The organism is Sneathiella sp., assembly GCF_047631475.1.
In the GTDB taxonomy this organism is placed as follows: domain Bacteria; phylum Pseudomonadota; class Alphaproteobacteria; order Sneathiellales; family Sneathiellaceae; genus Sneathiella.
The window spans coordinates 1-23,831 of the sequence record NZ_JBLHZT010000028.1 but is presented as its reverse complement, the minus strand read 5'-3'; the positions used below and the strand labels follow the sequence as shown (position 1 = coordinate 23,831).

The following is a 23,831-nucleotide window of genomic DNA, read 5'->3' as shown; positions in this document are numbered from 1 at the left end:
ATCCCAAGAACTAGCCTTCAAACGACATGCTCTTCATCAGAAGCGGCAGCAACAGCCTCAGAGGGATTAATTGTCTCTCCCAAATTCTCTTTCGTATTGTCCGTTGCTTCGACGACAGCCTCAAAGCCCGGATTGGCTTCACGGGTCCAGGGTTTCCGCCCCTTCAGAACACCAGACTCATGAACAATTTCAGCAACCAGCTCTTCTTGCCGATATGCCATCACGTGAGCCCCCGAAACACCTTTCATCTCCCGGACCTGCTGGAGCATTTCAATACAGATTTTCTTTCCTTCAAGCTTTTGATCATCTGCCCCTTCCATCCGTTCGATAATACTATCGGGAATGTGGATACCCGGAACGTTACTCCTGATCCAGCGCGCAGCCCGGGCAGACGCCAGCGGTCCCACACCAATCAGAATAAAGCATTTTTTGTCCAGCTCTCTGTCCCGAACATCCTGCATATAGCGCTCTAACATTGGTATATCGAAGCAATATTGACTTTGAACGAATTGTGCGCCCGCCTCGATTTTTTTTGCCAAACGAAGGGGTCTAAAATCATAGGGAGGAGCAAACGGGTTGATCGCCGCCCCTAAAAACACTTGCGGCGGAGAGGTTATCGCTCGGCCAGAGAGAAAACGGCCGTCATCGCGCATTTGCCGAATAGTTTGCAACAGGGACATACAGTCCAGATCGAACACCGGCTTGGCGCCCGGTTGGTCCCCGGCCTGAACACCATCCCCGGTCAGGCACAGGATGTTATTCACACCCATCGCCGCGGCCCCCAAGACATTCCCCTGAATGGCAATTCGATTATGATCCCGGCAGGAAATCTGCATGATGGGGGAATAGCCCACGCGCGTTAAGAGCGCACAAATGCTGACAGACGACATATGACAATTTGCACCGGACCCATCCGTCGCATTAATCCCGTCTATCCAACCGTCAAAAATGGCGCCGCGCTCAAAGACTTCATTGGGGTCAGCACTATCTGGCGGGTTCAGTTCAGCAGTGATTGCGAATTCCCCTGCCCTTAAAACCCTCTCCAGACGTCCTCTCGAAGTATGACCCGGCAAGGGTGGTAACTGCTTTTCGTTCTCATCAAGCGTCAGAAAGCCCATTTGCCTGCCTTTCTTTTTCCTTGGCCGCTTCTGATGTGACCCGCAACCAGGATGACGTTTCCCTCAACGAATGATCAACCGGCTTTTGAACGTTCAATATGGTGTTTCCTGCGCGCATACTTTGGCTTCCCTTCCAGGCCTGAACCCATACACAGGGCATGTCAGGTTCCACCTCACAATTCCCGTTCGCCCTCACCCCGCCACAAGGCCCGTTTCTTAGGCTTTTCGGGCAATTCATAGGGCAAGACATACCGGTTTCACTCAACACACATTGTCCGCACATCCGACAATCAAACAAAAAGCCCTTCACAAGCTTTTCGGCTGATTTTATCGGTTTTTCAACCCGTTTATATCCGAGTAACTGCCAGACGGGATGAAGTTTTAAAAACACATGGGCAAGCGCTTTGTAGAGGCTCTCCAACGTCTTTGAGTGACGAACAGACCACAAACGCACTGTATAAAATGAACTGGATCGCGTAACCGGACTTCGCCGGGCGGGTTGATAAGCAGCTTTCGGCATCAAGCCTCCTTCCAACCGTTGTTTTTTACCAACGCACTCAATTCGGTTTCACCAATGCTGGCTTCTAACTCAGCGGCCTTTGCATCCGCCAAAGTCTGCAAGTCACCATCATAGTTCCCTAAAAGCACCCGGCGCCAGTCTTGCAGATATGCGTCACTTTCATGTGCGCCAGACCGCATTGCCGCCTGATCAATGGCTTCCTGAAACCGCTGTTCCAATAAAAGCTTGGCGGACCGCCGACCTTTTTGGACGGAAACTTGCGACGGGATATCACGCCAATAAATTATGTTAATCTGCATTCACCTGTTCCCTTATGACTGTCTCGTCGAAAAACATCTCTAGCCCCAACAATCCTGTTTGATGATTTACGAACTCCAACTCCAGTCTAGCGGCCGCCTCCTTCGCCTGTTCGACAAGCATCGTCGACGGATTTTGAGCCAAATAGACAAGGTTTTTGTAGTTTCCGAAATAGAGTGGCCGTAATTCAGGATGCCGGTCCATGCCTAGACCCTTCCAAATCAGGCGATCAAAATGACGGACTAGAAAGTCGGTCAAATAGAACGTTCCCGGCTCCGTGTCTGACATTTTTTTAAACGTCTCGCTGCCCGCATAAAATTCATAGCAATGGGCCCCGGCAATACGCTCAGCCCCCTCTTCCTCGAGAACGTCATCGATGCCACCGGCGGTCCCGCAATCTCCGTATAGAACCAATATCTTTGAGTATTCTGCCTGATTGGCTCGTATTTTCTGGCGGAGCAATGCCGGTATTTTATCCGGTGTATTATGCAAATGAGCAGGTAAGCAGGTCAGCTTGATATGCCTCAGGCCGTCCTGCTCCAATACCTGTTTCGCTTCTGCTGCGAGAGCCCCGCAGGCGATGAGCAATGTTGGCGGTGTCGCAGAACCATTGCCCTTTGTTGTCATTAGGCGGCCCTGCGTTCCAGCATCTTCTGCTTGGCAAGCTCCACGGTCATAGCCGCATCCCGACCGTAAGCATCCGCGCCGACATTATCCGCAAATTCTTCGTTCAAAGGCGCCCCGCCAACCATAACGATATAGTCATCCCGGATACCCTTCTCGACCATGGCGTCAATCACGACCTTCATATACGGCATGGTTGTCGTCAGCAAAGCGGACATACCGATAATGTCAGGTTTGTGTTCTTCCAACGCTTCAAGGTAATTTTCAACAGGGTTATTAATACCAATATCAATGACTTCAAACCCGGCCCCTTCCATCATCATGATGACCAGATTTTTGCCAATATCGTGAATATCACCTTTGACAGTGCCGATGACCATCTTACCTGCTTTTGGGGCTCCCGTTTCTGCAAGAAGGGGCTTCAGGATTTCCATGCCCGCTTTCATCGAATTTGCAGAAAGCAAGACTTCAGGAACAAATAATATACCGTCCCTGAAATCCACTCCCACTATTCTCATTCCTTCGACCAGGGCATCTGTGAGAACCTGATAGGGCGCCCAGCCCCGATCGAGCAAAATTCTGGTCCCTTCAACGATCTCGTCAGCCAAACCGTCATATAGATCGTCGTGCATTTGCTCGACCAGTTCTTGATCATTCAGGCTACTCAGATCAATTTCTTCTTCGTCCATTTACTTTCTCCCAAACCGCCGTGATCAACTACGCAAACTTATATTTTCGGGATCATAAGCAGACTCTTCGATCACCGTTGCTTCAAATTTTTCTCCCAGAATGTCAATCAGCAGGCTGCTTCCGATCTGGGTCGTTCCAGTTTTTACATAGCCCTGCGCTAAAGACTTCCCAGTCCAATGCCCAAAGGCACCAGCTGTCGCGCGACCAACAATATTCCCGTCATGATCAAAAAGAGGTTCATTTCCAATGGCGTCCGCATCCTTGATGCCATGTATTTCAAGCGCCACAAACTGTTGAGGAACACCATTTTCTTTCTGCGAGATCAACGCCTCCCGACCGATAAAGTCGCCTTTGTCCAAATGCACAAACCGATCGAGGCCAGCTTCAAAAACGGTGTATTCGCGGGTTAGATCCTGACCCCACATGCGGTAGTTTTTCTCCATGCGCAAACTATCCATTGCACGCATACCGCACATGCCAAGTCCAAATTCTTCACCAGCCTGCACCAAGGCATCAAAGATATGGTTCTGATATTCAATCGGATGATGTAATTCCCATCCAAGGTCACCGACAAAATTAACTCTCATCGCTCTACACGGTGCCAGACCGACCGTAATATGCTGACCCGTTAGCCACTTAAACGCTTCGTTCGACAAATCAGCATCCGTCACTTTTGACAGAATATCCCTCGCCCTCGGACCGGCAAGAACAAGCACGCCATGCTGGGTTGTTACATTGTCCAGACGCACGGAACCGTCCTCGGGCAGATTTTTCAACAGATAGTCAAAATCAAATCTCTCTGCCGCGCCGGAGCTAACGACATAATAAGCATTCGGGCCATCTTTCATGATGGTGAATTCAGACCGGATGCCGCCCCGCTTGTTCAAGGCATGCGCCAGGTGAATACGACCGGTCGCTTTTGGTAATTTCCGGCAAACCAGTCGATCCAGATACGCTTCTGCGCCCGGTCCGGTTATTTGGAATTTCGAAAAACTTGTAATGTCGATCAATCCTGCATTTTTGCGTGTATTGATCGCTTCATTACCAACATGTTCAAAATAACTGGACCGACGGAAGCTCCAGTCATCGACTTGCTCAACGCCTTCAGGAGCAAACCAATTGGGTCTCTCCCAGCCATAGCGTTGACCGAAGACCGCGCCTTTTGCCGCCAAACGATCATGACAAGGGCTTTGTTTTAGGGGACGGCCCGCTGCCCGTTCTTCATCCGGATAATGGATAACAAACACATGTTCGTAACATTCTTCGTTTTTAATCTTCGTATAAGGTTTCGTTGCATAGGCACCAAATCGACGAGGATCCACATCCATCATGTCGATGCCGGGTTCACCCTCGGTAATCCATTCGGCCAGCTGCCAACCAGATCCCCCGGCGGCCGTAACCCCAAAGCTATGGCCTTCGTTCATCCAGAAGTTTTTCAACCCCCAAGCCGGGCCAATCATGGGGCTTCCATCTGGCGTATAGGCAATCGGTCCATTGACAATGTCTTTGATACCGGCGTCAGCAAAGGAAGGAACACGCTTAATAACGGCCTCCACATGAGGCAGTAACCGTTCCAGATCTCCCGGAAACAAATCCTGCCCAAACGTATCTGGAACACCATCAACAAAACACGCCGGCGCGCCTTTTTCATAGGGCCCCAAAATATAACCCTGACGTTCTTCACGCAGGTAATAAGAGGCATCACTTTCCCTGAGGACGGCCATTTCCGGCAATCCGGCTTTTTTACGCTCAACCAGTTCAGGCACTTCGTCTGTCACAATATATTGGTGTTCAACCGGGATCACAGGTATATCCAGCCCAACCATGGACAGGGTCTGGCGGGCATAGTTGCCGGTACAGCTAACAACATGCTCAGCCGTTATATCACCTTTGTTAGTTCGGATCAGCCATTCGCCATTTAACTGTTGTTCTATGGACAGAACTTCTGTTTGCCGATAAATCGTGCCGCCATTTTGCCGGGCGCCAGCAGCCATAGCGTTGGTTACATCAACCGGCGCAATATGACCGTCATCCGGATGATAAAGCGCGCCAACCAATCCGTCTGTGTCCGCCAAAGGCCATAACTCTTTTACTTCTGAAGGCGTGATGATCTCAAAGGGAACCCCAATTGTGTTCGCGGTCCCGCAATATTTAAGATACTCATCCATTCTCTCTTTGTTGGTTGCAAGGCGCAGATTTCCCGTAACATGGAAGCTGACATCCTGACCGGTTTCTGCCTCTAGCCGCTTGTATAGATCCACACTGTATTTATGGATCTTTCCAACCGCGTAGCTCATATTAAAAAGAGGCAGCAAACCCGCCGCATGCCATGTCGAACCAGCGGTCAGTTCCGTTCTCTCCAACAGGACGACATCAGACCAGCCTTTTTTGGTCAGGTGGTACAAGGTACTCACGCCTACAACACCACCGCCAATTACCACTACGCGCGCATGCGATTTCATAATCCCACCTTCTGCCTGTCTAATTTATTTTTATCTAAACAGGTTGACCTCGGCGTCCAGTGGCCGCTAATCAAACCGCGACATTCGCTGTTCCTGAAACGCCATCTTTGTTCTTCATTCCTGATCCAGAAAATTCGACTATTCCAGAAACGCCAATCCGGGGCGCAAATAAGACGGCCCTGCGCTAGTCGCCAAAAATTGTTCTGATTAAATGAAAGAATGCAGGAGAAGGTCTTTAAAACAATGTGAGGCACCCATGACGGAAACCACGACAAGAGGCAGCAGACGCGGCAGGAGCGCAAGGCGGGAGGCGCGGCAAAACCGGTCGGCTCACTCCATTCCCTATATCACCCGGAATATACCGGTCTCCAATCTAATGTCGGACGAGGCGATGGAAATCATCGAAGCCAATGCCGATACGATTCTGGAAGAGATCGGCATTAATTTTGTCGATGATCCCGAAAGTATTCAGCTTTGGAAAGACGCAGGTGCTGACATTGACGGCGAGCGGGTCCGGTTTCCAAAAGGCCTTTGCCGCAACCTCATAAAAACGGCACCTTCTGAATTTACTCAATTTGCCCGAAACTCTGCTCGCAACGTCCAAATTGGCGGTAAAAACATTGTGCTTGCGCCAGTCTATGGCCCGCCCTTCGTGCATTGCCTGGATAAGGGCCGGCGTTATGGCACATTGGAAGATTTCCAGAACTTTGTGAAACTGGCTTATATGGCGCCTGCCATACACCATTCAGGCGGCACCGTCTGCGAACCTGTAGACTTGCCCGTCAATAAACGTCATTTCGATATGGTTTACAGTCATATCAAATATTCAGACAAACCGTTTATGGGATCTGTAACCGCCCCGGAGCGGGCGCAAGACAGCGTCGATATGGCCTCATTGGTCTTTGGCGAAGAATTTGTCCAGAATAACTGCGTGATGTTAAATTTGATTAATGCAAACTCGCCACTCACCTATGATGCGACAATGCTGGGAGCGCTTAAGGTATATGCGGCCAACAATCAGGCGGCGGTCGTCTCTCCCTTCATTCTGTCGGGCGCCATGAGCCCGGTGAGCCCCGCGGGGACTCTGTCGCAGCTGCTGGCAGAGGCCATGGCTGGCATTGCTATGACGCAACTGATAAAACCGGGAACGCCAGTTGTTTTTGGCACATTCGTTAGTTCAATTTCCATGCAATCCGGCGCGCCCACTTTTGGAACACCAGAATCGCTTCTCGTTTTGAGCGGGGCGGCCCAGCTTGCCCGCAGGCTCAATGTTCCGTTCCGGTCGGGTGGTGCGTTTACGGCATCGAAGCTTCCGGATGCCCAAGCGGCCAATGAGGCAAGCCAAACGTTGCTTATGACGGTTATGTCCGGGGTCAACTTTGCCCTTCACTCAGCGGGCTGGCTGGAGGGCGGCCTTTGCTCTTCCTATGAAAAATTTGTGATGGATATAGACCAGTGCGCCATGATGGAAGTCTTGGCACGGGGTATCGCAACAGATGAAAACGGGCAAGCGATGGATGCTGTGCGTGAAGTTGGGCCCGGCGGACACTATCTTGGATGTGATCATACCCAGCGCAATTTTGAGCAAGCATTTTATCGTTCAAAACTTGCCGACAACAACTCCGTGGAACAATGGGAGGCTGACGGATCGTTGGATATGGCAATGCGGGCTAATCAGCTATGGAAGAAAATGCTGGCAGAGTATGAAGCCCCTGCTCTAGATCCGGCAATCGATGAAGCCCTTATAGAGTTCATACAAAAACGCAAAAGCAGTTTCCCTGATTCAAACGTCTAGGCAGCATCCAAGTCTTCACGCTGATTGCTGGATGATTTCTCCGGTAGGGTAACAAATATTGTTGTTCCCCTACCGAGTTCACTTTCGATCGAAATTGATCCTTTATGCATTTCAATCAATGCTTTCGAAATGGACAACCCCAATCCGGTTCCTTCCGTTGTTTTATTCATTGTGTTCTCAACCTGATTGAAGGCAATAAAGACATCGTCAATTTTGTCTTTGGGAATACCAACGCCATTATCTTCAAATGACAAAAATACCTGACCATCCTTTCGCTGAATTCGGACGCAGATCTTGCATTTTTCGTTCGAAAATTTTACGGCATTTGTAAGGATATTGATCAATACCTGACGGAAGCATTTTGGATCTACAAATATACTCTTTACGTCGTCAGCATTGTCAAAATCGATGTCAATCTTGCGGTCTTTAAAGCGCCCTTTGAGCATGCGGATCGCTGCCGAAAATTCACTGTTAATATCCACATCTTCTGGAAAGATTTCGAAACGCCCAGCCTCAGTTTTCGCAACATCGAGTATTTCATTGATCAAACTCAGAAGATGTCGGGCACTCATATTGATATCGCTGACATAGTCTTCATAGCGTTCAGAGCCTAAATCACCATAAATTTTCTGAAGCATCAAATCCGAAAAACCGATCACAGCATTTAAGGGGGTCCGGAGTTCGTGGCTCATATTCGCCAGAAATTCTGATTTGGCCAGGTTTGCTGCTTCAGCTTTGTTTTTTGCGGCCCTAAGTTCCCGTTCAACCATGGCCCTTTCCTGAGCTTCCATCAGGAGATTAACAATATTAACGATAGACCGCATGAAGCGGATCTCACCCTCTGACCACTGGTAATCTATATCCCACCGGGCAAAATGAACAACCCCTATAAGTTTTCCCCGGATAACAATCGGTTGTGCGAGAACGGAAGCCACTTCTCCCGGGGCCATCAACAGGTTTGCCAGATTTCTGACAAGCTTGTTTTCGCTGACATTTGAAATAATGATTTTTTCTTCACTTAATAGAAGTTCGTACAGCTCTGGATAATCAGACACATCTAAGGCGAAATTTTTCAGAAACTTGTTCCCGCGGGTATCATGACGGCAAAGCGACTCCAGTCGTTCCTGCTTCTGATCCATTCTCCAAATACCGATGCGGTCTACTTCTAATGTTTTAGCCGCATTTTCAGTCAGTTTTTTAACGGCTTCCACAACCGAATTATCCTGATCGAAATCTCCCTTTACAAGATCCGATATCGCATCTTCATAGTCTTTGTTCTTTCGAGCCTGCTCGCGGTTCTCCTGCAACTTGAAGTCAAGATAATCCAGCAACTTGATTGACCGGAATACTATAAAGCACAGCAAGATCAGGGAGACGATGATGGCTAATGCAATACTTTTCAAAGAAAGCGCAAAGAGCTCTTCTCCCTGCAACTCCGGACGCCACGAAATCCACAGCCCCTCATGTTTTATCGGCGTTTCCAGCCTGACCACAGCCAATTCTTTTCCACCAATGGGCTCTTCACTGGATATCTGCAAATCGGAAAAAGAAAATCTTTTGCTTAATGTTTTCAAAAAAGCGGCATCGAGCTTTTTAACCAGTATAAGATAATGTGATGTCAGCTGGAGCTTTTTTGCATCACCTTCTTTTAATGAAGAATAATCTGGACGTATTTGAGCGACTGCAATTCGGTGTAAAACTCCTTCATCGTCAAAAAGATAGGATGATTTTCCTTGTCCATTATCTGATTTCTGCACCGTGTCCTGATTAACCTGAATGAAAGTCTCGATCAGTGGAAAAGTATCCAGCAATTCAGTTGACGACCGTTCGCCGTCTTCGGCAGCATAGAGCGTATCAAAGCTCTGATTGATGACAAAACTACCGCTTATTTTATAGGCTTCATGAAGGTATGGACCGATATTACTATCCGCCCAGTCCCAATCAGGGTCAATAACAAGATTGATAAGCGAGGCATCCCAATACGCATAGTCAAGAACCAGAGCTCGATGTGACTCATCATCATCTTCGAAAAGGGAGACCAATAGTTTTTCGGATGATAGAACCGCTTTTTTGTCGACAATTTTGGTTGACTGCCAAATTCCAAGAAAAACCAACCCAAATGTCCCGATTACGAAAAGTAATACGGGAAGTATTAAGTTTGCTATCTTACGTCTGGTCACGGACTGTTCTTGCAACAGTTGATTATCAGTCATTAAACAATAGCCCTTACAGTGACTTTACAATCAGGACTTAAACAATCGAACTGGCTGTTATTATAAATACAAACATCTTACTAGAACAGCCATAATATTAATGTTTGTTAATAAAAAACCTTTGTACCGCCGTTATATTTGGCATGAAATGTGTTAATTTCGGTCTGGAATAAACGTCCCCGCAAACTCAAAACGACTGGACGGATGGTACAAATTTACAACTGTGATCACCCCATTCGAACAATAAGTCCTTCTTTGTAAGACGAGAACTGGCTCATTTTCCGATAATTCCAGACTGCTGTGCTGGTCATTGGTCGCGATGGCTGCACTGATCTTATGTTCTGCATGGGTGTAGGCAATATTGGACAGAAGATATCCACCAGTTGTCTGTCGCGAAAAATCCTGATTGAGAAAATCCGGGACCAACGCTTTATTCACATATCTGTCCTCCAACTGAACAGGTGTCCCATTTTCCAGATGCAAACAAACAGAATGATAATTTTCTGAAGTAATCGGGCATCCCATCAATGCTGCCATTTCCTCTTGCAATGAAACTTCTTCCAGGACGAGAACCTTACAGGAATGTTCGTTTCCACGGTTGACGATATCCTCCGCAATATTCCGAATTTCCAGTAATCCGGTCTCCAAACGAGCGGGCGAAACAAACGTCCCTGACCCCTGACGTCTAACCAGAATATTTTCCTGCGTCAGCTCCCTCAAAGCCCTGTTGACAGTCATGCGGGAGGCATCCAGCTCTTTGACCAGTCGATGTTCTGTCGGAATTTTATCGCCAGGCTTCCATTGCCCACTATCAATACGACTAACGATTAGCCGTTTGATCTGTTTATACAACGGCTCGGAGGGATCAGCGTCCGGACTAAAATTAAGTGCATTTGATGTCATCTGGCTTACTCTTAGAGTTTATGTGAAAGGTCAGTCATTACCCTTTGAAAGCGTTCTTTGATACTGTCTTCCTGTATATGATGTCCGTCATTTACAACTTGCTTCCCACGCACAAACACCTCTTTCACAACCTCATTATTGCCAGCGAATATCCAGCCATCCAAGATCTGTGAGGGCTTTTTGCCAATCAAAGCAGGGTGATCGTCTTTCAGAATGACAAAATCAGCGACGGTGCCAATTTGCAAGCCTGCCTTTTGTCCCGGATTCAGGACTCTACGTCCCCCCCTACAGGCAGCATCGTAGAGATAATCCCCATTAGACCGGCCGGGTTCAGCAATCAACGTTCTTTTTTGATGCAAAAGACGCTGGCCATATTCCAGTGTCCTTAACTCTTCCGCACTCGAAATATTGATATTGCTGTCTGAACCAATGCCCCAGCTTCCCTTTTCGTTCATAAACTGATTTACCGGGAACAAACCATCTCCCAGATTTGCCTCTGTTATTGGACACAGGCCAACAACGGCACCTGCAGTTGCAATGGTCTTTATTTCTGCCTCTGTCACATGGGTTGCATGTACCAGACACCATCTTTCATCAAGTTCGACTTGATTTGCCAGCCATTCTACAGGCCGCTGCCCTGACCAAGCGATACAATCATCGACTTCTTTCATCTGTTCAGCGATATGAATATGTATGGGCATATCCGCAGAGACAACGTCTAGAACGGTTTTTATCTGTTCCTGTGATGTTGCCCTCAGTGAGTGGGGGGCAACACCAATACACACGCCCGCCTTTTCTTTGGACGCAGTGTTCAGGGCCTCGACCAATGCAAGATACTGATCAACATCGTTGATAAATCTGCCCTGACCCGAACTAGGCGTCTGTGCCCCAAAACCGCTATAGCTATACAAAACTGGTAGTAGCGTAAGCCCGATGCCTGTTTTTTCAGCCGCTGCTATAACCCGATGGCTCATTTCCAACCGATCCGAATAAGGGGCGCCGCCAACCTGATGATGCAAATAGTGAAATTCGCCAACAGAAGTGAAACCTGCTTTCAACATTTCCATATAAAGCTGGTCGGCAATCGCTTGGAATTCATCTGGTCCTAGATGCTGAAGAAAATCGTACATCACCCGCCGCCAACTCCAGAACGTATCATCTGAAGGACCCGCAAGCTCCCCCAAACCGGCCATTGCCCGCTGAAAGGCATGGGAATGCAGGTTCGGCATACCCGGCACCATATAGCCACGATGCTTGACCGCATCACCGGCAGGACTATTTGAAACTATATCATTTATTGTCCCGTCAGCCGAAATCGACAGTAAAACATTCTGCGCCCATTTCCCCTGAACGAAGGCAAAGTCAAAAAAATGCTTGATCATCTCGTCATTCCTATCATAATAATTTGTATATACAATTTTTAACGTTGCGAGGAAAGGGAAAATGCAAACAACCAAATGGACAACTCTGTTCACCAATGCCCGTCTTGCTACCATGACAATAAATGGTGTTCCCTACGGCGGCGTCGATGCCGATTGCCTTGCAATTTCTGACAATCGAATTGACTGGATTGGCTTCAAATCTGCCGTTCCGTTCAAAGATCTACCCGATGATTGCGAAGTGATTGATCTGGAAGGCCGATGGATAACGCCGGGATTGGTTGATTGTCACACTCACCTTGTCTATGGCGGTAACCGGGCAGAAGAATTTGAAATGGCCCTGCAAGGTTTATCCTACGAAGAGATCGCTGCGCGTGGCGGCGGTATTGTCTCGACTGTTAACGCTACCCGCTCTGCAACAGAAGCTGAACTGCTGGCGGTCAGCCAACTAAGACTGGACGAGTCCCTCAAAGGTGGCGTGACAACCATCGAGATTAAATCGGGGTATGGTCTGGATACCGCCGATGAAATCAAGATGCTTGAAGTTGCAAAGAAACTGGAAGAAACAAATCCGGTTCGCGTCCGTAAAACCTTTCTGGGGGCCCATGCCTTACCAATTGAATTCAAAGACAATAGTGACGGCTACATGCAGAAGGTTTGTCAGGAAATGCTCCCGACCGCGCATAGCTTGGGACTGGTCGATGCTGTAGATGCATTTTGCGAAAAAATCGCCTTTTCCGCAGAACAGGTCAGGCAACTATTCAAAAAAGCAGAAGCGCTTGGTCTTCCGATCAAGCTTCATGCTGAGCAGCTGAGCAACCTACATGGGGCAGAACTGGCGGCGAACTTCCATGCCCTGTCAGCCGATCATCTTGAATATCTGGATGAAGCTGGGGTAAAGGCAATGGCAAAAAATGGGACCGTAGCTGTTCTGTTACCCGGGGCTTTCTATTTTCTTCGGGAAACAAAATTACCACCCCTTGATCTGTTACGTAAGCATAATGTCCCGATTGCCATCGCAACCGATAGCAATCCAGGATCCTCGCCGGTCACAAGCCCTCAACTCGTAATGAACATGGCAGCCATTCTATTTCGGATGACGCCAGAGGAAGCGTTGGCAGGCTTTACGCGGAACGGAGCCCAGGCCCTTGGTTTGCAAAAACAGATCGGTACGCTCGAAGCAGGAAAATATGCAGACCTTGCCATTTGGTCGATTGAGCATCCCGCCGAACTGACCTACCGCATTGGAAGCACGCCTCTTTACTGCAGATATTTTTCAGGCCGTTTAGCTTGATGTTTACCCTATTATTTTTGGAAACTTATAAATGACCATCAAGATTTTAATCGTTTCACCCGGTAACCTGACAATTTCCGACCTCAGAACACTTTATAACGAAACCTGCACCTTTAACCTGGCAGATGGCTGGCAGAAAGCCGTATTAAAAAGCGCGGCGACCGTCCAGAAAATTATTGATGAAGACCGAACGGTTTACGGTATCAATACGGGTTTTGGCCGACTGGCACAGGAAGTGATCCCCAAGGACCAACTGGAAAAATTGCAAACCAATCTGGTAATGTCTCACTCTACCGGTACTGGTCCGTTGCTGGAAAACAATATTGTCAGACTGATCATTGCAACCAAGGCATGTAGCCTGGCGCGTGGCTTTTCAGGCGTCCGGCCGATCGTCATTGACAGTCTTTTGTCTCTTCTGGAACATGAAATTTATCCGACTATTCCAGCAAAAGGATCCGTTGGAGCTTCGGGCGACTTAACCCCCCTTGCCCATATGACAGCGGCCTTGATGGGTGTGGGAATGGTTCAGCTGAACGGCGAGATCCTGCCGGCGGCTGAGGCGTTAAAAAGTACGGGCCTTGAACCTTTAACGCTGGGGCCTAAAGAAGGGCTGGCGTTACTCAATGGCACGCAGGTGTCTACCGCGCTGGCGCTGGCTGGTTTGTTTGAGGCCGAGAAACTCCTTGTCGCGGCCACATTGGCCGGCAGCCTCTCACTGGATGCCGCCAAAGGAACAGACGCCCCGTTTGATGCGCGAATTCATGAAGTGCGCGGTCAACTTGGTCAAATTGACATGGCCGCTGCCTATCGAAGCATTATCGAGGGAAGTGAAATCCGTAAATCGCACGAAGATTGCGAAAAGGTTCAGGACCCATACTGCTTGCGATGCCAGCCGCAAGTCATGGGTGCCTGTCTGGATCAGTTGCGCAATAACGGAGATATTCTGTTACGTGAGGCAAATTCTGTTTCGGATAACCCGTTGGTTTTCACAGATACAGATGACGTCATTTCTGGCGGAAACTTCCATGCAGAACCCGTCGCGTTGGCGGCTGATAACCTTGCCCTGGTCATTGCGGAAATCGGATCCATGGCTGAACGCCGCGTTGCAATGCTCATCGATACATCGATCAGTGGTCTGCCCGCCTTTCTTGTTAAAAACCCGGGCGTCAATTCGGGGTTCATGATTGCCCATGTGACCGCAGCGGCATTGGCCAGCGAGAACAAACAGCAGTCGCACCCGGCTTCGGTCGATTCCATACCGACATCCGCCAATCAGGAAGACCATGTCAGCATGGCAACCCATGGGGCGCGGAGGCTACTGAGAATGGCGGATAACACAGCGGCCATCGTCGCCATCGAACTACTGGCCGCAGCACAGGGGATCGAGTTCCGTCATCCATTAAAATCATCGTCGACTCTGGAGACATTGTTCAACGTCATTCGGGAGAAAGTGCCAGCCTATGATGAAGATCGCTTTTTCGCACCTGACATAGACGCCATCAAGTCGCTGGTGAAAAGCGATGATCTGAGAACCCGGTTTAACGACCATATTCCGTCAATAGGTATCTAATAACCATGTCTGAAATTTTTACCTTAACAGTCGGCACGTCCCCTCTTATTTTAAGTCAGCCTCATCCAGGGACAAAATTGATGGATGGCCTGCCACAGCGGTTGACGGATGACGCCAAAAAACTCCCCGACACAGACTGGCATATTCCGCAATTGTATCAGGAAGTCGCTTCAGATTTATCGGCAACGGTTCTCAGCGCCAACTACTCGCGCTATGTGGTTGATCTCAATCGAGATCCAGAAGGCGCTTCTTTATATCCCGGACAAAGCGTAACAGGTCTTTGCCCGGTTGATCTGTTCGATGGATCACCACTTTATCTGGACGGGAAAGAGCCGGATGAAGAGGAGGTTTATCACCGTCGTGACAATTTTTGGCGTCCCTACCATGATGCGCTGCAGGAACAGATTAATAGGGTCCATCAGAAGTTTGGTTTTGCCCTTCTTTACGATTGTCATTCCATTCGATCTGAAGTGCCCCGTTTCTTTGAGGGGACGTTACCGGACCTGAATTTAGGAACAGCCGATAATACCAGCGCATCAGCATCGCTCGTATCTCACTTAAAAGAAACCTTGGAAAACGGGTCTTTCAGCTATGTGCTTAATGGTCGTTTTAAAGGCGGCTATATCACCCGGCATTATGGAAATCCTGACCAGAATATTCACGCGGTTCAAATGGAAACCGCGCAATGTGCCTACATGGATGAGAGCTTTCCGTTCCAATTCGATCCGCGGAAAGCAGCTCTTCTGAAACCACAACTAAAAACCTTACTGGAAACCCTGCTGAACTGGGCCCAGAAAACATATAACCAAGCCTGAGGAAATTGAACATGACCAATCGAATTGATAATTCCCGCATTATCAAATCCCCTACGGGAACAGATTTGAATTGTAAAAGCTGGATGACAGAAGCCCCCCTTCGCATGCTCATGAACAATCTGGATCCGGAAGTCGCAGAACATCCACATGAACTTGTTGTTTATGGTGGTATCGGCCGGGCCGCGCGTAACTGGGAAGCGTTTGATCAGATTACAAAAAGCCTGAAAGAACTGGAGGAAGACGAGACCCTTCTTGTCCAGTCAGGCAAGCCGGTTGGTGTTTTTAAAACCCATAGCAACGCACCGCGTGTCCTCATTGCCAATTCCAACATTGTTCCGCACTGGGCAACCTGGGAACATTTTAACGAGTTGGATAAAAAAGGCCTGATGATGTACGGCCAGATGACAGCAGGGTCATGGATCTATATTGGCAGTCAGGGCATCGTGCAGGGCACGTATGAAACCTTCGTAGAAGCTGGACGCCAACATTATGATGGTGATCTTTCAGGAAAGTGGATCCTGACCGCCGGTCTTGGCGGTATGGGCGGGGCTCAGCCTCTTGCTGCAACGATGGCCGGCGCGTCAATGCTGGCTGTTGAATGTCAGCCAAGCCGGATTGATTTCCGTATTCGTTCCGGGTATCTGGACCGAAAAGCAGACACCCTTGAAGAGGCCATGCAAATCATTCACGAAGCCGCGGCTGAAGGAAAAGCCGTTTCCGTTGGCTTGCTCGGCAATGCTGCAGATGTTTTCCCGCAGATTTTTGAAAGCGGAGACCACCCTCATATTGTCACAGACCAAACCTCGGCGCATGATCCGATAAACGGCTACCTGCCGCGAAACTGGACCTTAGCCCAATGGGAAGAAAAGCGCGAACGTGCCCCTAAGGAAGTAGAACAGGCCGCGAGACAATCGATGGCCACACATGTAAAGGCAATGCTTGATTTTCACAAAGCAGGTGTTCCTACCGTCGACTACGGAAACAACATCCGGCAAATGGCCTTGGAAGAAGGTGTTGACAACGCCTTTGATTTCCCGGGATTCGTGCCAGCCTATATCCGGCCGTTATTTTGCCGCGGCATTGGACCTTTCCGCTGGGCTGCATTGTCCGGCGATCCTGAAGATATTTATAAAACCGACGCCAAGGTGAAAGAGCTTATCCCGGACGACCCACATCTGCATAACTGGCTGGACATGGCAAAAGAGCGGATCCAGTTTCAGGGTTTGCCATCCCGTATTTGCTGGGTCGGGTTGGGTCAACGCCACCGCCTTGGACTGGCCTTTAACGAAATGGTGAGAACTGGCGAGTTGAAGGCCCCTATTGTTATTGGACGCGACCACCTTGATTCAGGATCCGTTGCCAGCCCGAACCGTGAAACGGAAGCCATGAAAGATGGTTCAGATACAGTATCTGACTGGCCATTGCTAAATGCGTTGCTGAATACAGCAAGTGGAGCCACCTGGGTCAGCTTGCATCATGGCGGTGGCGTCGGAATGGGTTTCTCCCAGCATTCTGGAATGGTTATCGCCTGCGATGGTAGTGCCGACGCCGACGAACGCATTGGACGCGTATTGTTCAATGACCCGGCAACAGGCGTCATGCGCCATGCGGACGCGGGATATGATATTGCGATTGAATGCGCAAAAGAAAATGGCCTCAACCTGCCATCGCTAAAGTAAGTCTAAACACTGCCCGCCTGCTCAATGACGAGTATGCGGGCAACGCCTTGAGGATGGGCAACATGCTCATCCCCTTCCTCTGCGTGAAAAATATCGCCGGGCTTAAGTTTCCAAAGTGTCTCTTCGCCGTTTTCACGGGTAAACATGTCAACATTCCCCTCCAGCAGAACAAAAACCTCTGGCCCATTATTGATATGCCATTTATATGGCTGATCCGTCCAATGAAGACGGACGGTTGCCTCTTTGATAAACTCAATATCCAGCGCATCCCACGCCGATTTCCCGGAAAACTCAGAGGGGACGATTTTTCGCATTGGTTTCAAGCCTTTCACCGTAATCGATCATCGAGTTCATGGTGTGAGTACCGACCTCGTTGCGCAATAAATTATCGATCATGTCCTGATAAATGAGCACCAGATCTGATATCTGGTAGCGACCGCCCGCTTTATACCAGGTCCCCACACTTGTCATCATACCAAGGATCAATTTCGTTGCGACTTGTGGATCAGAAACTTTCCAGACCTGTTCCTGGTTCCCCCATTCCAGAATATGGCGAAACTGACCTTCATACCGGTCTCGTAAGGTGACAATCTTCTGATAGTTTTCCTTATTCAGGCTTCGTAACTCCATCGTACTGATAACAACTTCCTGCTTTCGTGAAGAGTGAAAGGAAACATGACAGTCGACATAGGCCAGCATTGCTTTCCGAGGGGTCTCTGCCCCCTTAAGCTTTCCGTTCAACTCTTCAGACAGATCTTCCATAACGGTGAGAAGAACCTGATATAAAAAATCCTGCTTATTCTGGAAATAATTATAGAGGGACCCTGCCTGAATACCGACATCACCTGCCAGTTCACGCAATGTCATTCCTGAAAATCCTTGCTGAGACAATCGACGTAGTCCCGCTTCGCGGAGCGCACTGAGTGTCTTCTCCCCTTTTGATCCTGCTGTTCTTGTCACGTAGCCTCCCAACTTGTGATTCCAAATAGTATCCAGATGGGTGGGGAAACAACAAGTTTTATTATACTGACAGGAAATATATTACCGGCTTTTGACCATCCACATTGCGGTCACAAAGGGCGCTAGAACAAAAAGAATGAAAACAGGCGCAAAGCCTTTGAGGACCGTATACTGCACACTGTCCTGAGATATTGGTAGATATTTGAGCCCGCTGGAAATAGCAAAGAATAAAGCGAAACCCAACAATGTACGAAAAACACGGTGCCATAAACGCCCCGATTCTAATGGGCAGCCCGTCCAGATAAGCACAAACAAAGCCAGATTTAGTGCTAGAAACGACGCGATACGACCAACATGCCCTTCGCCGCTGAAAAGCAATCCGATCGGCAAAACAAACCCAGCAACAAACAAAACCCAGCTGCTCCCGGATATTGAAAAGTTAAAACTTTCAGTTGAGAATAGCCGCCACCAGTCCAAACGATTAAGCAGTAAGGCGCTGATCAATAGAATAAGTAATCCAAGACCTAATCCCGCCAGGACATCTGCCAGGAAATGCTGAGCCAGATACATACGGGAGATCATCATCAGCGTGACCATTACAACGGCAATGACCCCAAAACGGTTCTTACGAAAGACAATTGCAAGCCCGCCCCATAGGGCAATCGCGGAACTGGTATGACCAGAGGGCAATCCGAACTGATCGGAATGTGAGGCAACGGACCTATAAGCGTTAATGATGGTGTCAGGAAGCATTTCAAAAAAAGAAAGAGTCCCCACATCCCGCAAGGCCGTCAATCCATTCAAACCACCAAAATCGTTTAGTCTCTCATCTAAAAAGAAGGGTCTGGGGAGAGAAAAAACGGTCTTCAGAATATCGGTGGAAATGATGGTAATCAGGAAAATCTGGACCAGAATAAATCCTCGCTTCAAATCAATACCCAATGCGACCAAACACAAAAGGCCGACGATAAAGGTTTGATCTCCTGTCCAGGAAACCGCCTGCATAAAGCTGTCGAGCCAAGGGGCCGAAAAACTTTGCAAGAACAGGTTTATATTTGTCTGAAACATCACCCCTCCCAGGTTGCTCCTTGAAGAAAGGGTGTCATAAGGATTGACTGTATTCAAGAGAATACCGGACTATTAAAATAAACAGTCCGGTATTTGCAGAGGTCTATTGAAGCTTGATATTCAGGCCTTCGGCTGCTTTGGTCAGCATATTCTGTGTCTGATCGTTGCCACTTTTATATTCTTTCTGCGTTTTGGCGTCAGAAATCGTATCCCAGTTCTCAGCGATTTTTTCAGGTGTTTGCTCATCTTCTGGCAACCACATTCCAGCCGTTTCGTTAATGATTGTCCGAGCATAGGTTCCAGCACCAGCCGTAATAATCGTCCGGTTTGGCCCCTCTTCGCCGACGAGATAAAGCAACGCCGGCGTAACAGATTCCGGTTTCAACAAATCCAGCAGATTCTCAGGCATGAGATCTTCCGTCATCCGTGTCGCAGCACAAGGAGAAAGAGCGTTCACACGAATACCATATTTTCCACCCTCAAGAACAAGTGTGTTCATGAGCCCGATAACGCCCATCTTAGCCGCACCGTAGTTGGTCTGCCCAAAATTACCGTACAGACCACTGGAGGAGGTCGTCATAACAATGCGGCCATAATTCTGATCGCGCATCAGTGGCCATACAGCCTTGGTGCAATTCACCGCTCCGTCCAGATGAACGCCCAGAACAAAATCAAAATCTTCCAGTTCAACTTTACTGAATGATTTGTCTCTTAAGACGCCCGCATTGTTGACCAGAATGTCAACACGGCCCCATTTATCCTTTGCTTCTTGCACCATTGCTTCAACCTGGGCGTAATTTGTAACGTCCGCTCCATTTGCAATAGCTTCACCGCCCATGGCTTCAATCTCAGCAACAACGGCTTTCGCGGCATCACTGGAAGCTCCACTTCCATCACGGTTTCCGCCCAGATCGTTAACAACGACCTTCGCCCCGCGTTCCGCCAGCCCAAGCGCATGGCACCGCCCAAGTCCGTTTCCTGCGCCTGTTACAATGGCGACTCTACCGTCAAATCGGATGCTCATTGTGTCTCCTGTTTCTTGTTTGTTTGTATGTTATTCGTCAGCCAGGAACGTCATTCCCAGCCATTCGGCGATAAGAGCTGGTGTCTTCTCACCCTTGATTTCAAGCGTAACTTCGGTTGTCGTCAAATATTGACCAGGTCGTTTTTCAACAACATCCAGCACCTTGCTTTTGACGCGAATTTCCGAATTTACTTTTACCGGTGCCAAAAACCGCAATTTATTCAAACCATAATTTACGCCCATTTTCACATTGTCAGGCTTCGGTGTTATTTGGCTGACCAGCGGCACCAACAGCGAAAGTGACAAAAACCCATGGGCAATGGTTGTTCCAAACGGGGTTTCTTTAGCGCCTTCCGGATCCACATGAATAAACTGATGATCATCCGTCGCATCGGCAAATTTATTAATCCGGTCCTGATCAACCTTCATCCACTCACTCGGGCCATATTCGGCTCCTGTTGAGGCAATAAATTCTTCTTTTGAAATTGTCGCGGGCATGTCTCTCTCCCTGGTTGGAGTTATTGTTATTTTTTCCGGCCTAAACCTCTAACGCGGGCAACGATAATCAATTTTGACAAAATATCAAAAAATAAAATCTTTGTTTCACTGCCTATCTCGTTAAACTACACGAAGAATGCAGAACAGATTGGACTTATCGGTGATCGTTTACAAAGAATATGACCAAAGCAGTTTGGATGCTGAATATAACAATCAGGCCAAAGTCAGTAATTTCATGTCCTATGTGAAAGAGTGGAATGCCCTTTGTGATACCACCCTGCATGATTATCAAGACCATGTGACCTATTGCTATGACGAAGGCTCCGGACAAAAACTTGACCTGATCTACCCCAGCGATCGACCAAAGGGCGCCTGCCCGGTTCAGATTTTCTTTCATGGCGGCTATTGGAAAGCCCTTTCAAAAGACAACTTTACGTTTGTCGCCCGCGCGTTTGCAGAACATGGAATAGCAACCGCGATTGTAGATTATGGGCTTATTCCAACGGTAACAATGCAGGAACTTGTCACCCAGTGCCGTCGGTCTGTTGCCTTTCTTTATGCCCATTCAGAAGCTTTAGGTCTGGATGCGGGTCAAATCCATGTCAGCGGACATTCCGCCGGGGGACATTTGGCAGCTATGTGTCTTGCGACAGACTGGACTGACCTGGACGCTTCGCTTCCCGCGCAGATCATAAAGTCAGCGGTTGGCATCAGTGGTCTTTATAACTTGTTGCCGATCAAATTATGTTTTCTGCAGGCTGATTTAAAACTTGATATGGAAACTGTTGCGCAAATGAGTCCGGTTAATAGAAACGAGCCAACAAGCGGCTTGATGCATCTTGTTGTTGGTAGCAAAGAAGGTGACGAATATCTGGCCCAAAGCAGCGCAATGCACGATGCCTGGCCTGAAAAAAGCACAATGCCGCAGATCCTTCCCCCTTATAATCATTTTAGTATTATGTCCTCTTTGGCGGATCCAAGTAGCGAACTTGCGCGCCTTATCCGTCGCTCAATGAATTTGGACTGACATACACTTAAATCACGGACAACGCGATGACAGAAAAACCCTGTATTCTGGTTACACGAAAACTGCCTGATGATGTAATGGCGCGGCTCTCGGCCGGATATAACGTCATTGAGAACGAGAATGATGAAACGCTCAGCACAAAAGAATTAATCAGTCGTGCGTCGTCTGCGGATGCAATCCTCTGTGGTCCTACTGATCTCTTTAACAAAGAAGTTCTGAACCAATTGCCAGACCGCCTGAAAATGATCACGACCTTTTCCGTTGGCTATGATCATATTGATGTACCCGCAGCATTTGAAAACGGGATCCAACTTGGCAACACCCCGGATGTATTAACTGACGCAACGGCCGATATCGCGCTCCTGTGTCTATTGGGTGCGGCCCGGATGGCCCATTCATCCGCCATGGCGTTACGGGAAGGACGCTGGCAGAAATGGGCAACAACACAGTTTCTTGGCATTCATGTCAGCGGTAAAAGACTTGGTATATTGGGAATGGGACGGATCGGTCAGGCAGTGGCTCGGCGTGCGCGGGGCTTCGATATGGAAATCCATTATCATAACAGGAACCCTGTCACGGATGCCCGCGGTCTGGAAGATGCGATTTACCATGACAGCCTTGAAAGCCTTCTGGGGCAAAGTGACTTCTTTTCCATCAATTGCGGCCTTTCAGAACAGACCTTTCATCTGATCAACGATAAGACAATTGACCTTCTTCCGAAGGGTGCCGTCATTGTTAATACTGCCAGAGGTCCGATTATTGATGATACCGCCCTTATCAACGCCCTGAAATCTGGCAGGATCGCCGCAGCGGGGCTTGATGTGTTTGAAAACGAGCCCACCCTGAATCCCGGCTATCTGCCACTGGAGAACCTTTTCGTTTTACCTCATATTGGCAGTGCAACAATTGAAACCCGAAACGCGATGGGTTTTAAATGTATCGATAATCTGGATGCTTTCTTTTCGAATAAGCCCATTCCAAACCCGATTACACTTTAGAGTGTCGGCGTAATCAATCCGTTCTTGGTTAGAAGATATTTGTCCAAGGCGCCATATTCATTACTCATGCGCCAGGACAAGAGCTTTTGCGCGTAAATGAGGACGACAGCCTGATAGTCTGGCTCTTCGGCCAGATTATGCAACTCGTCCGGATCATTCTGCAAATCGAACAATAGCGGTGGCAAGGCGGCGAAATGGACATATTTAAAGCTCTCATCCCGATAGACGAGAAGACTGCACTCTTCATGGCTGAGGCCCAGTTCTGTTTCAATTGCCGCTTTTTCCAGATCTCTGAAATCATACAACCAATGAACCGCATCCCGCCACTTGTCTGGGATTTCACCTTTTAGCCAGGAAGACAAAGACCGGCCATCACATTGTGCCGGAATGGGAAGGCCTATAAGATCGAGGATAGTCGGCGTCACATCGACCGATTCAGTGAACGCCTGAACAGAATGCCCTCGTATCCCGTTCCAACTTGCTGGCGGCTTGATGATTAAAGGGATATGAAAACTTTGATCATAAAATCCCAGTTTTCCAAACAGGTGATGATCTCCAAGCTGTTCGCCGTGATCGGCTGTCACAACAATCAGAGTATCGTCATACTTACCTGTTTCTTTAAGTTCAAAAAGTAACGCACCGATATTGTTGTCAACCTCTGACACCAGCGCCGAATAGGTGGCCCGGATCTGTTGAACATCCGCTTTCTCCAGGTCTTTTGTCAGACCCGTTCCGGTCATGTAAAAGGTACCCTGACGGATTGAATTAAGCGAACTTTGAAGGAACGGATGTGTCTGGGCGACTTTATCAGCATCACCAAAATCAATGGGATCTTTCATATCCGATGGGCGATACATCAAATGGTAATCCGGGCTGGCGATAAACGGTGGGTGCGGT

General features: G+C 48.5%; 22 protein-coding genes. 7 read left to right on the top strand and 15 right to left on the bottom strand.

What is annotated here, in order from left to right:
• Positions 1–17: 17 nt before the first annotated feature.
• The 6 genes from ACJAYR_RS12170 to ACJAYR_RS12145 are packed head-to-tail and all read right to left on the bottom strand — an operon-like array spanning position 18 to position 5,711.
• Complete coding sequence (locus ACJAYR_RS12170; protein ID WP_415236850.1) at positions 18–1,118, bottom strand: methylenetetrahydrofolate reductase; 1,101 nt, start codon at positions 1,116–1,118, stop codon at positions 18–20.
• Positions 1,099–1,638: a methylenetetrahydrofolate reductase C-terminal domain-containing protein gene (locus ACJAYR_RS12165; protein ID WP_415236849.1), complete on the bottom strand. Its 540-nt coding sequence runs from the start codon at positions 1,636–1,638 to the stop codon at positions 1,099–1,101. Before ACJAYR_RS12165 ends, ACJAYR_RS12170 begins: the two co-directional genes overlap by 20 nt.
• Entirely contained in the window at positions 1,638–1,937 is a 300-nt protein-coding gene (locus ACJAYR_RS12160; RefSeq protein ID WP_169546028.1) for a virulence factor, read from the bottom strand. Before ACJAYR_RS12160 ends, ACJAYR_RS12165 begins: the two co-directional genes overlap by 1 nt.
• On the bottom strand, positions 1,927–2,562 hold the full coding sequence (locus ACJAYR_RS12155) for a DUF1638 domain-containing protein (protein ID WP_415236848.1): 636 nt from the start codon (positions 2,560–2,562) through the stop codon (positions 1,927–1,929). The genes ACJAYR_RS12160 and ACJAYR_RS12155 overlap by 11 nt, the downstream gene beginning before the upstream one ends.
• Positions 2,562–3,248, bottom strand: coding sequence for a corrinoid protein (locus ACJAYR_RS12150; RefSeq protein ID WP_415236847.1), 687 nt, complete (start codon positions 3,246–3,248; stop codon positions 2,562–2,564). The genes ACJAYR_RS12155 and ACJAYR_RS12150 overlap by 1 nt, the downstream gene beginning before the upstream one ends.
• A 24-nt stretch (positions 3,249–3,272) precedes the next feature.
• A complete protein-coding gene (locus tag ACJAYR_RS12145) occupies positions 3,273–5,711 on the bottom strand; it encodes a GcvT family protein (RefSeq protein WP_415236846.1) in 2,439 nt (812 codons plus the stop codon).
• 256 nt (positions 5,712–5,967) lie between these two features.
• On the opposite strand from ACJAYR_RS12145, the gene ACJAYR_RS12140 reads away from it, so the two are divergent.
• Positions 5,968–7,506: a trimethylamine methyltransferase family protein gene (locus ACJAYR_RS12140; RefSeq protein WP_415236845.1), complete on the top strand. Its 1,539-nt coding sequence runs from the start codon at positions 5,968–5,970 to the stop codon at positions 7,504–7,506.
• Here the strand turns inward: ACJAYR_RS12140 and ACJAYR_RS12135 are convergent.
• The 3 genes from ACJAYR_RS12135 to ACJAYR_RS12125 form a co-directional block, all read right to left on the bottom strand.
• A complete protein-coding gene (locus tag ACJAYR_RS12135; protein ID WP_415236844.1) occupies positions 7,503–9,719 on the bottom strand; it encodes an ATP-binding protein in 2,217 nt (738 codons plus the stop codon). The genes ACJAYR_RS12140 and ACJAYR_RS12135 overlap by 4 nt on opposite strands.
• 153 nt (positions 9,720–9,872) lie before the next feature.
• Complete coding sequence (gene hutC, locus ACJAYR_RS12130) at positions 9,873–10,622, bottom strand: histidine utilization repressor (protein WP_415236843.1); 750 nt, start codon at positions 10,620–10,622, stop codon at positions 9,873–9,875.
• Positions 10,623–10,633: 11 nt separating this feature from the next.
• Positions 10,634–12,004, bottom strand: a complete 1,371-nt coding sequence (locus tag ACJAYR_RS12125; protein ID WP_415236842.1) for a formimidoylglutamate deiminase — start codon at positions 12,002–12,004, stop codon at positions 10,634–10,636.
• A 61-nt stretch (positions 12,005–12,065) separates the two neighbouring features.
• Between ACJAYR_RS12125 and hutI the strand changes: the two genes are divergently transcribed.
• Genes hutI through hutU form a run of 4 tightly spaced genes read left to right on the top strand, consistent with a single transcriptional unit; the run spans position 12,066 to position 17,359 of the window.
• The gene (gene hutI, locus ACJAYR_RS12120; protein WP_415236841.1) at positions 12,066–13,295 is read left to right on the top strand and encodes an imidazolonepropionase; all 1,230 of its coding nucleotides are present in this window, start codon (positions 12,066–12,068) and stop codon (positions 13,293–13,295) included.
• A 31-nt stretch (positions 13,296–13,326) separates the two neighbouring features.
• Positions 13,327–14,865, top strand: coding sequence for a histidine ammonia-lyase (gene hutH / locus ACJAYR_RS12115; RefSeq protein ID WP_415236840.1), 1,539 nt, complete (start codon positions 13,327–13,329; stop codon positions 14,863–14,865).
• A gap of 5 nt (positions 14,866–14,870) precedes the next feature.
• Complete coding sequence (gene hutG / locus ACJAYR_RS12110) at positions 14,871–15,680, top strand: N-formylglutamate deformylase (protein WP_415236839.1); 810 nt, start codon at positions 14,871–14,873, stop codon at positions 15,678–15,680.
• An 11-nt stretch (positions 15,681–15,691) separates the two neighbouring features.
• On the top strand, positions 15,692–17,359 hold the full coding sequence (hutU, locus tag ACJAYR_RS12105) for a urocanate hydratase (protein ID WP_181017956.1): 1,668 nt from the start codon (positions 15,692–15,694) through the stop codon (positions 17,357–17,359).
• A gap of 2 nt (positions 17,360–17,361) precedes the next feature.
• On the opposite strand, the gene ACJAYR_RS12100 is transcribed toward hutU, so the two are convergent.
• The 5 genes from ACJAYR_RS12100 to ACJAYR_RS12080 all read right to left on the bottom strand — a co-directional run bounded on the left by ACJAYR_RS12100 (position 17,362) and on the right by ACJAYR_RS12080 (position 20,909).
• Entirely contained in the window at positions 17,362–17,673 is a 312-nt protein-coding gene (locus ACJAYR_RS12100; protein WP_415236838.1) for a cupin, read from the bottom strand.
• The gene (locus ACJAYR_RS12095; protein ID WP_415236837.1) at positions 17,651–18,319 is read right to left on the bottom strand and encodes a TetR/AcrR family transcriptional regulator; all 669 of its coding nucleotides are present in this window, start codon (positions 18,317–18,319) and stop codon (positions 17,651–17,653) included. Before ACJAYR_RS12095 ends, ACJAYR_RS12100 begins: the two co-directional genes overlap by 23 nt.
• Positions 18,320–18,400: 81 nt before the next feature.
• Positions 18,401–19,387 carry a phosphatase PAP2 family protein gene (locus ACJAYR_RS12090; RefSeq protein ID WP_415236836.1) on the bottom strand — a complete coding sequence of 329 codons (987 nt, stop codon included), beginning with the start codon at positions 19,385–19,387 and terminating at the stop codon, positions 18,401–18,403.
• Between the two features lie 103 nt (positions 19,388–19,490).
• Positions 19,491–20,411 (bottom strand): SDR family oxidoreductase, encoded by a 921-nt coding sequence (locus ACJAYR_RS12085; protein WP_415236835.1) that lies wholly within the window; start codon positions 20,409–20,411, stop codon positions 19,491–19,493.
• Positions 20,412–20,441: 30 nt separating this feature from the next.
• Positions 20,442–20,909, bottom strand: coding sequence for a MaoC family dehydratase (locus tag ACJAYR_RS12080; RefSeq protein WP_415236834.1), 468 nt, complete (start codon positions 20,907–20,909; stop codon positions 20,442–20,444).
• Positions 20,910–21,069: 160 nt separating this feature from the next.
• Between ACJAYR_RS12080 and ACJAYR_RS12075 the strand changes: the two genes are divergently transcribed.
• A complete protein-coding gene (locus tag ACJAYR_RS12075; protein WP_415236833.1) occupies positions 21,070–21,936 on the top strand; it encodes an alpha/beta hydrolase in 867 nt (288 codons plus the stop codon).
• 26 nt (positions 21,937–21,962) lie between these two features.
• Positions 21,963–22,934, top strand: coding sequence for a 2-hydroxyacid dehydrogenase (locus ACJAYR_RS12070; RefSeq protein WP_415236832.1), 972 nt, complete (start codon positions 21,963–21,965; stop codon positions 22,932–22,934).
• Here ACJAYR_RS12070 and ACJAYR_RS12065 read toward each other — a convergent pair.
• The coding region (locus tag ACJAYR_RS12065) for a sulfatase/phosphatase domain-containing protein (protein WP_415236831.1) at positions 22,931–23,831 on the bottom strand (901 nt) is incomplete at its 5' end. The genes ACJAYR_RS12070 and ACJAYR_RS12065 overlap by 4 nt on opposite strands.

Bases quoted from the DNA above. Each gene is read 5' to 3' on its own strand.
- ACJAYR_RS12170 (WP_415236850.1), bottom strand. From the start codon at position 1,118: ATGGGCTTTCTGACGCTTGATGAGAACGAAAAGCAGTTACCACCCTTG.
- ACJAYR_RS12160 (WP_169546028.1), bottom strand. From the start codon at position 1,937: ATGCAGATTAACATAATTTATTGGCGTGATATCCCGTCGCAAGTTTCC.
- ACJAYR_RS12090 (WP_415236836.1), bottom strand. From the start codon at position 19,387: ATGTTTCAGACAAATATAAACCTGTTCTTGCAAAGTTTTTCGGCCCCT.
- ACJAYR_RS12155 (WP_415236848.1), bottom strand. From the start codon at position 2,562: ATGACAACAAAGGGCAATGGTTCTGCGACACCGCCAACATTGCTCATC.
- ACJAYR_RS12145 (WP_415236846.1), bottom strand. From the start codon at position 5,711: ATGAAATCGCATGCGCGCGTAGTGGTAATTGGCGGTGGTGTTGTAGGC.
- ACJAYR_RS12135 (WP_415236844.1), bottom strand. From the start codon at position 9,719: ATGACTGATAATCAACTGTTGCAAGAACAGTCCGTGACCAGACGTAAG.
- hutU (WP_181017956.1), top strand. From the start codon at position 15,692: ATGACCAATCGAATTGATAATTCCCGCATTATCAAATCCCCTACGGGA.
- hutC (WP_415236843.1), bottom strand. From the start codon at position 10,622: ATGACATCAAATGCACTTAATTTTAGTCCGGACGCTGATCCCTCCGAG.
- hutG (WP_415236839.1), top strand. From the start codon at position 14,871: ATGTCTGAAATTTTTACCTTAACAGTCGGCACGTCCCCTCTTATTTTA.
- ACJAYR_RS12140 (WP_415236845.1), top strand. From the start codon at position 5,968: ATGACGGAAACCACGACAAGAGGCAGCAGACGCGGCAGGAGCGCAAGG.
- hutH (WP_415236840.1), top strand. From the start codon at position 13,327: ATGACCATCAAGATTTTAATCGTTTCACCCGGTAACCTGACAATTTCC.
- ACJAYR_RS12080 (WP_415236834.1), bottom strand. From the start codon at position 20,909: ATGCCCGCGACAATTTCAAAAGAAGAATTTATTGCCTCAACAGGAGCC.
- ACJAYR_RS12150 (WP_415236847.1), bottom strand. From the start codon at position 3,248: ATGGACGAAGAAGAAATTGATCTGAGTAGCCTGAATGATCAAGAACTG.
- hutI (WP_415236841.1), top strand. From the start codon at position 12,066: ATGCAAACAACCAAATGGACAACTCTGTTCACCAATGCCCGTCTTGCT.
- ACJAYR_RS12125 (WP_415236842.1), bottom strand. From the start codon at position 12,004: ATGATCAAGCATTTTTTTGACTTTGCCTTCGTTCAGGGGAAATGGGCG.
- ACJAYR_RS12165 (WP_415236849.1), bottom strand. From the start codon at position 1,638: ATGCCGAAAGCTGCTTATCAACCCGCCCGGCGAAGTCCGGTTACGCGA.
- ACJAYR_RS12070 (WP_415236832.1), top strand. From the start codon at position 21,963: ATGACAGAAAAACCCTGTATTCTGGTTACACGAAAACTGCCTGATGAT.
- ACJAYR_RS12100 (WP_415236838.1), bottom strand. From the start codon at position 17,673: ATGCGAAAAATCGTCCCCTCTGAGTTTTCCGGGAAATCGGCGTGGGAT.
- ACJAYR_RS12085 (WP_415236835.1), bottom strand. From the start codon at position 20,411: ATGAGCATCCGATTTGACGGTAGAGTCGCCATTGTAACAGGCGCAGGA.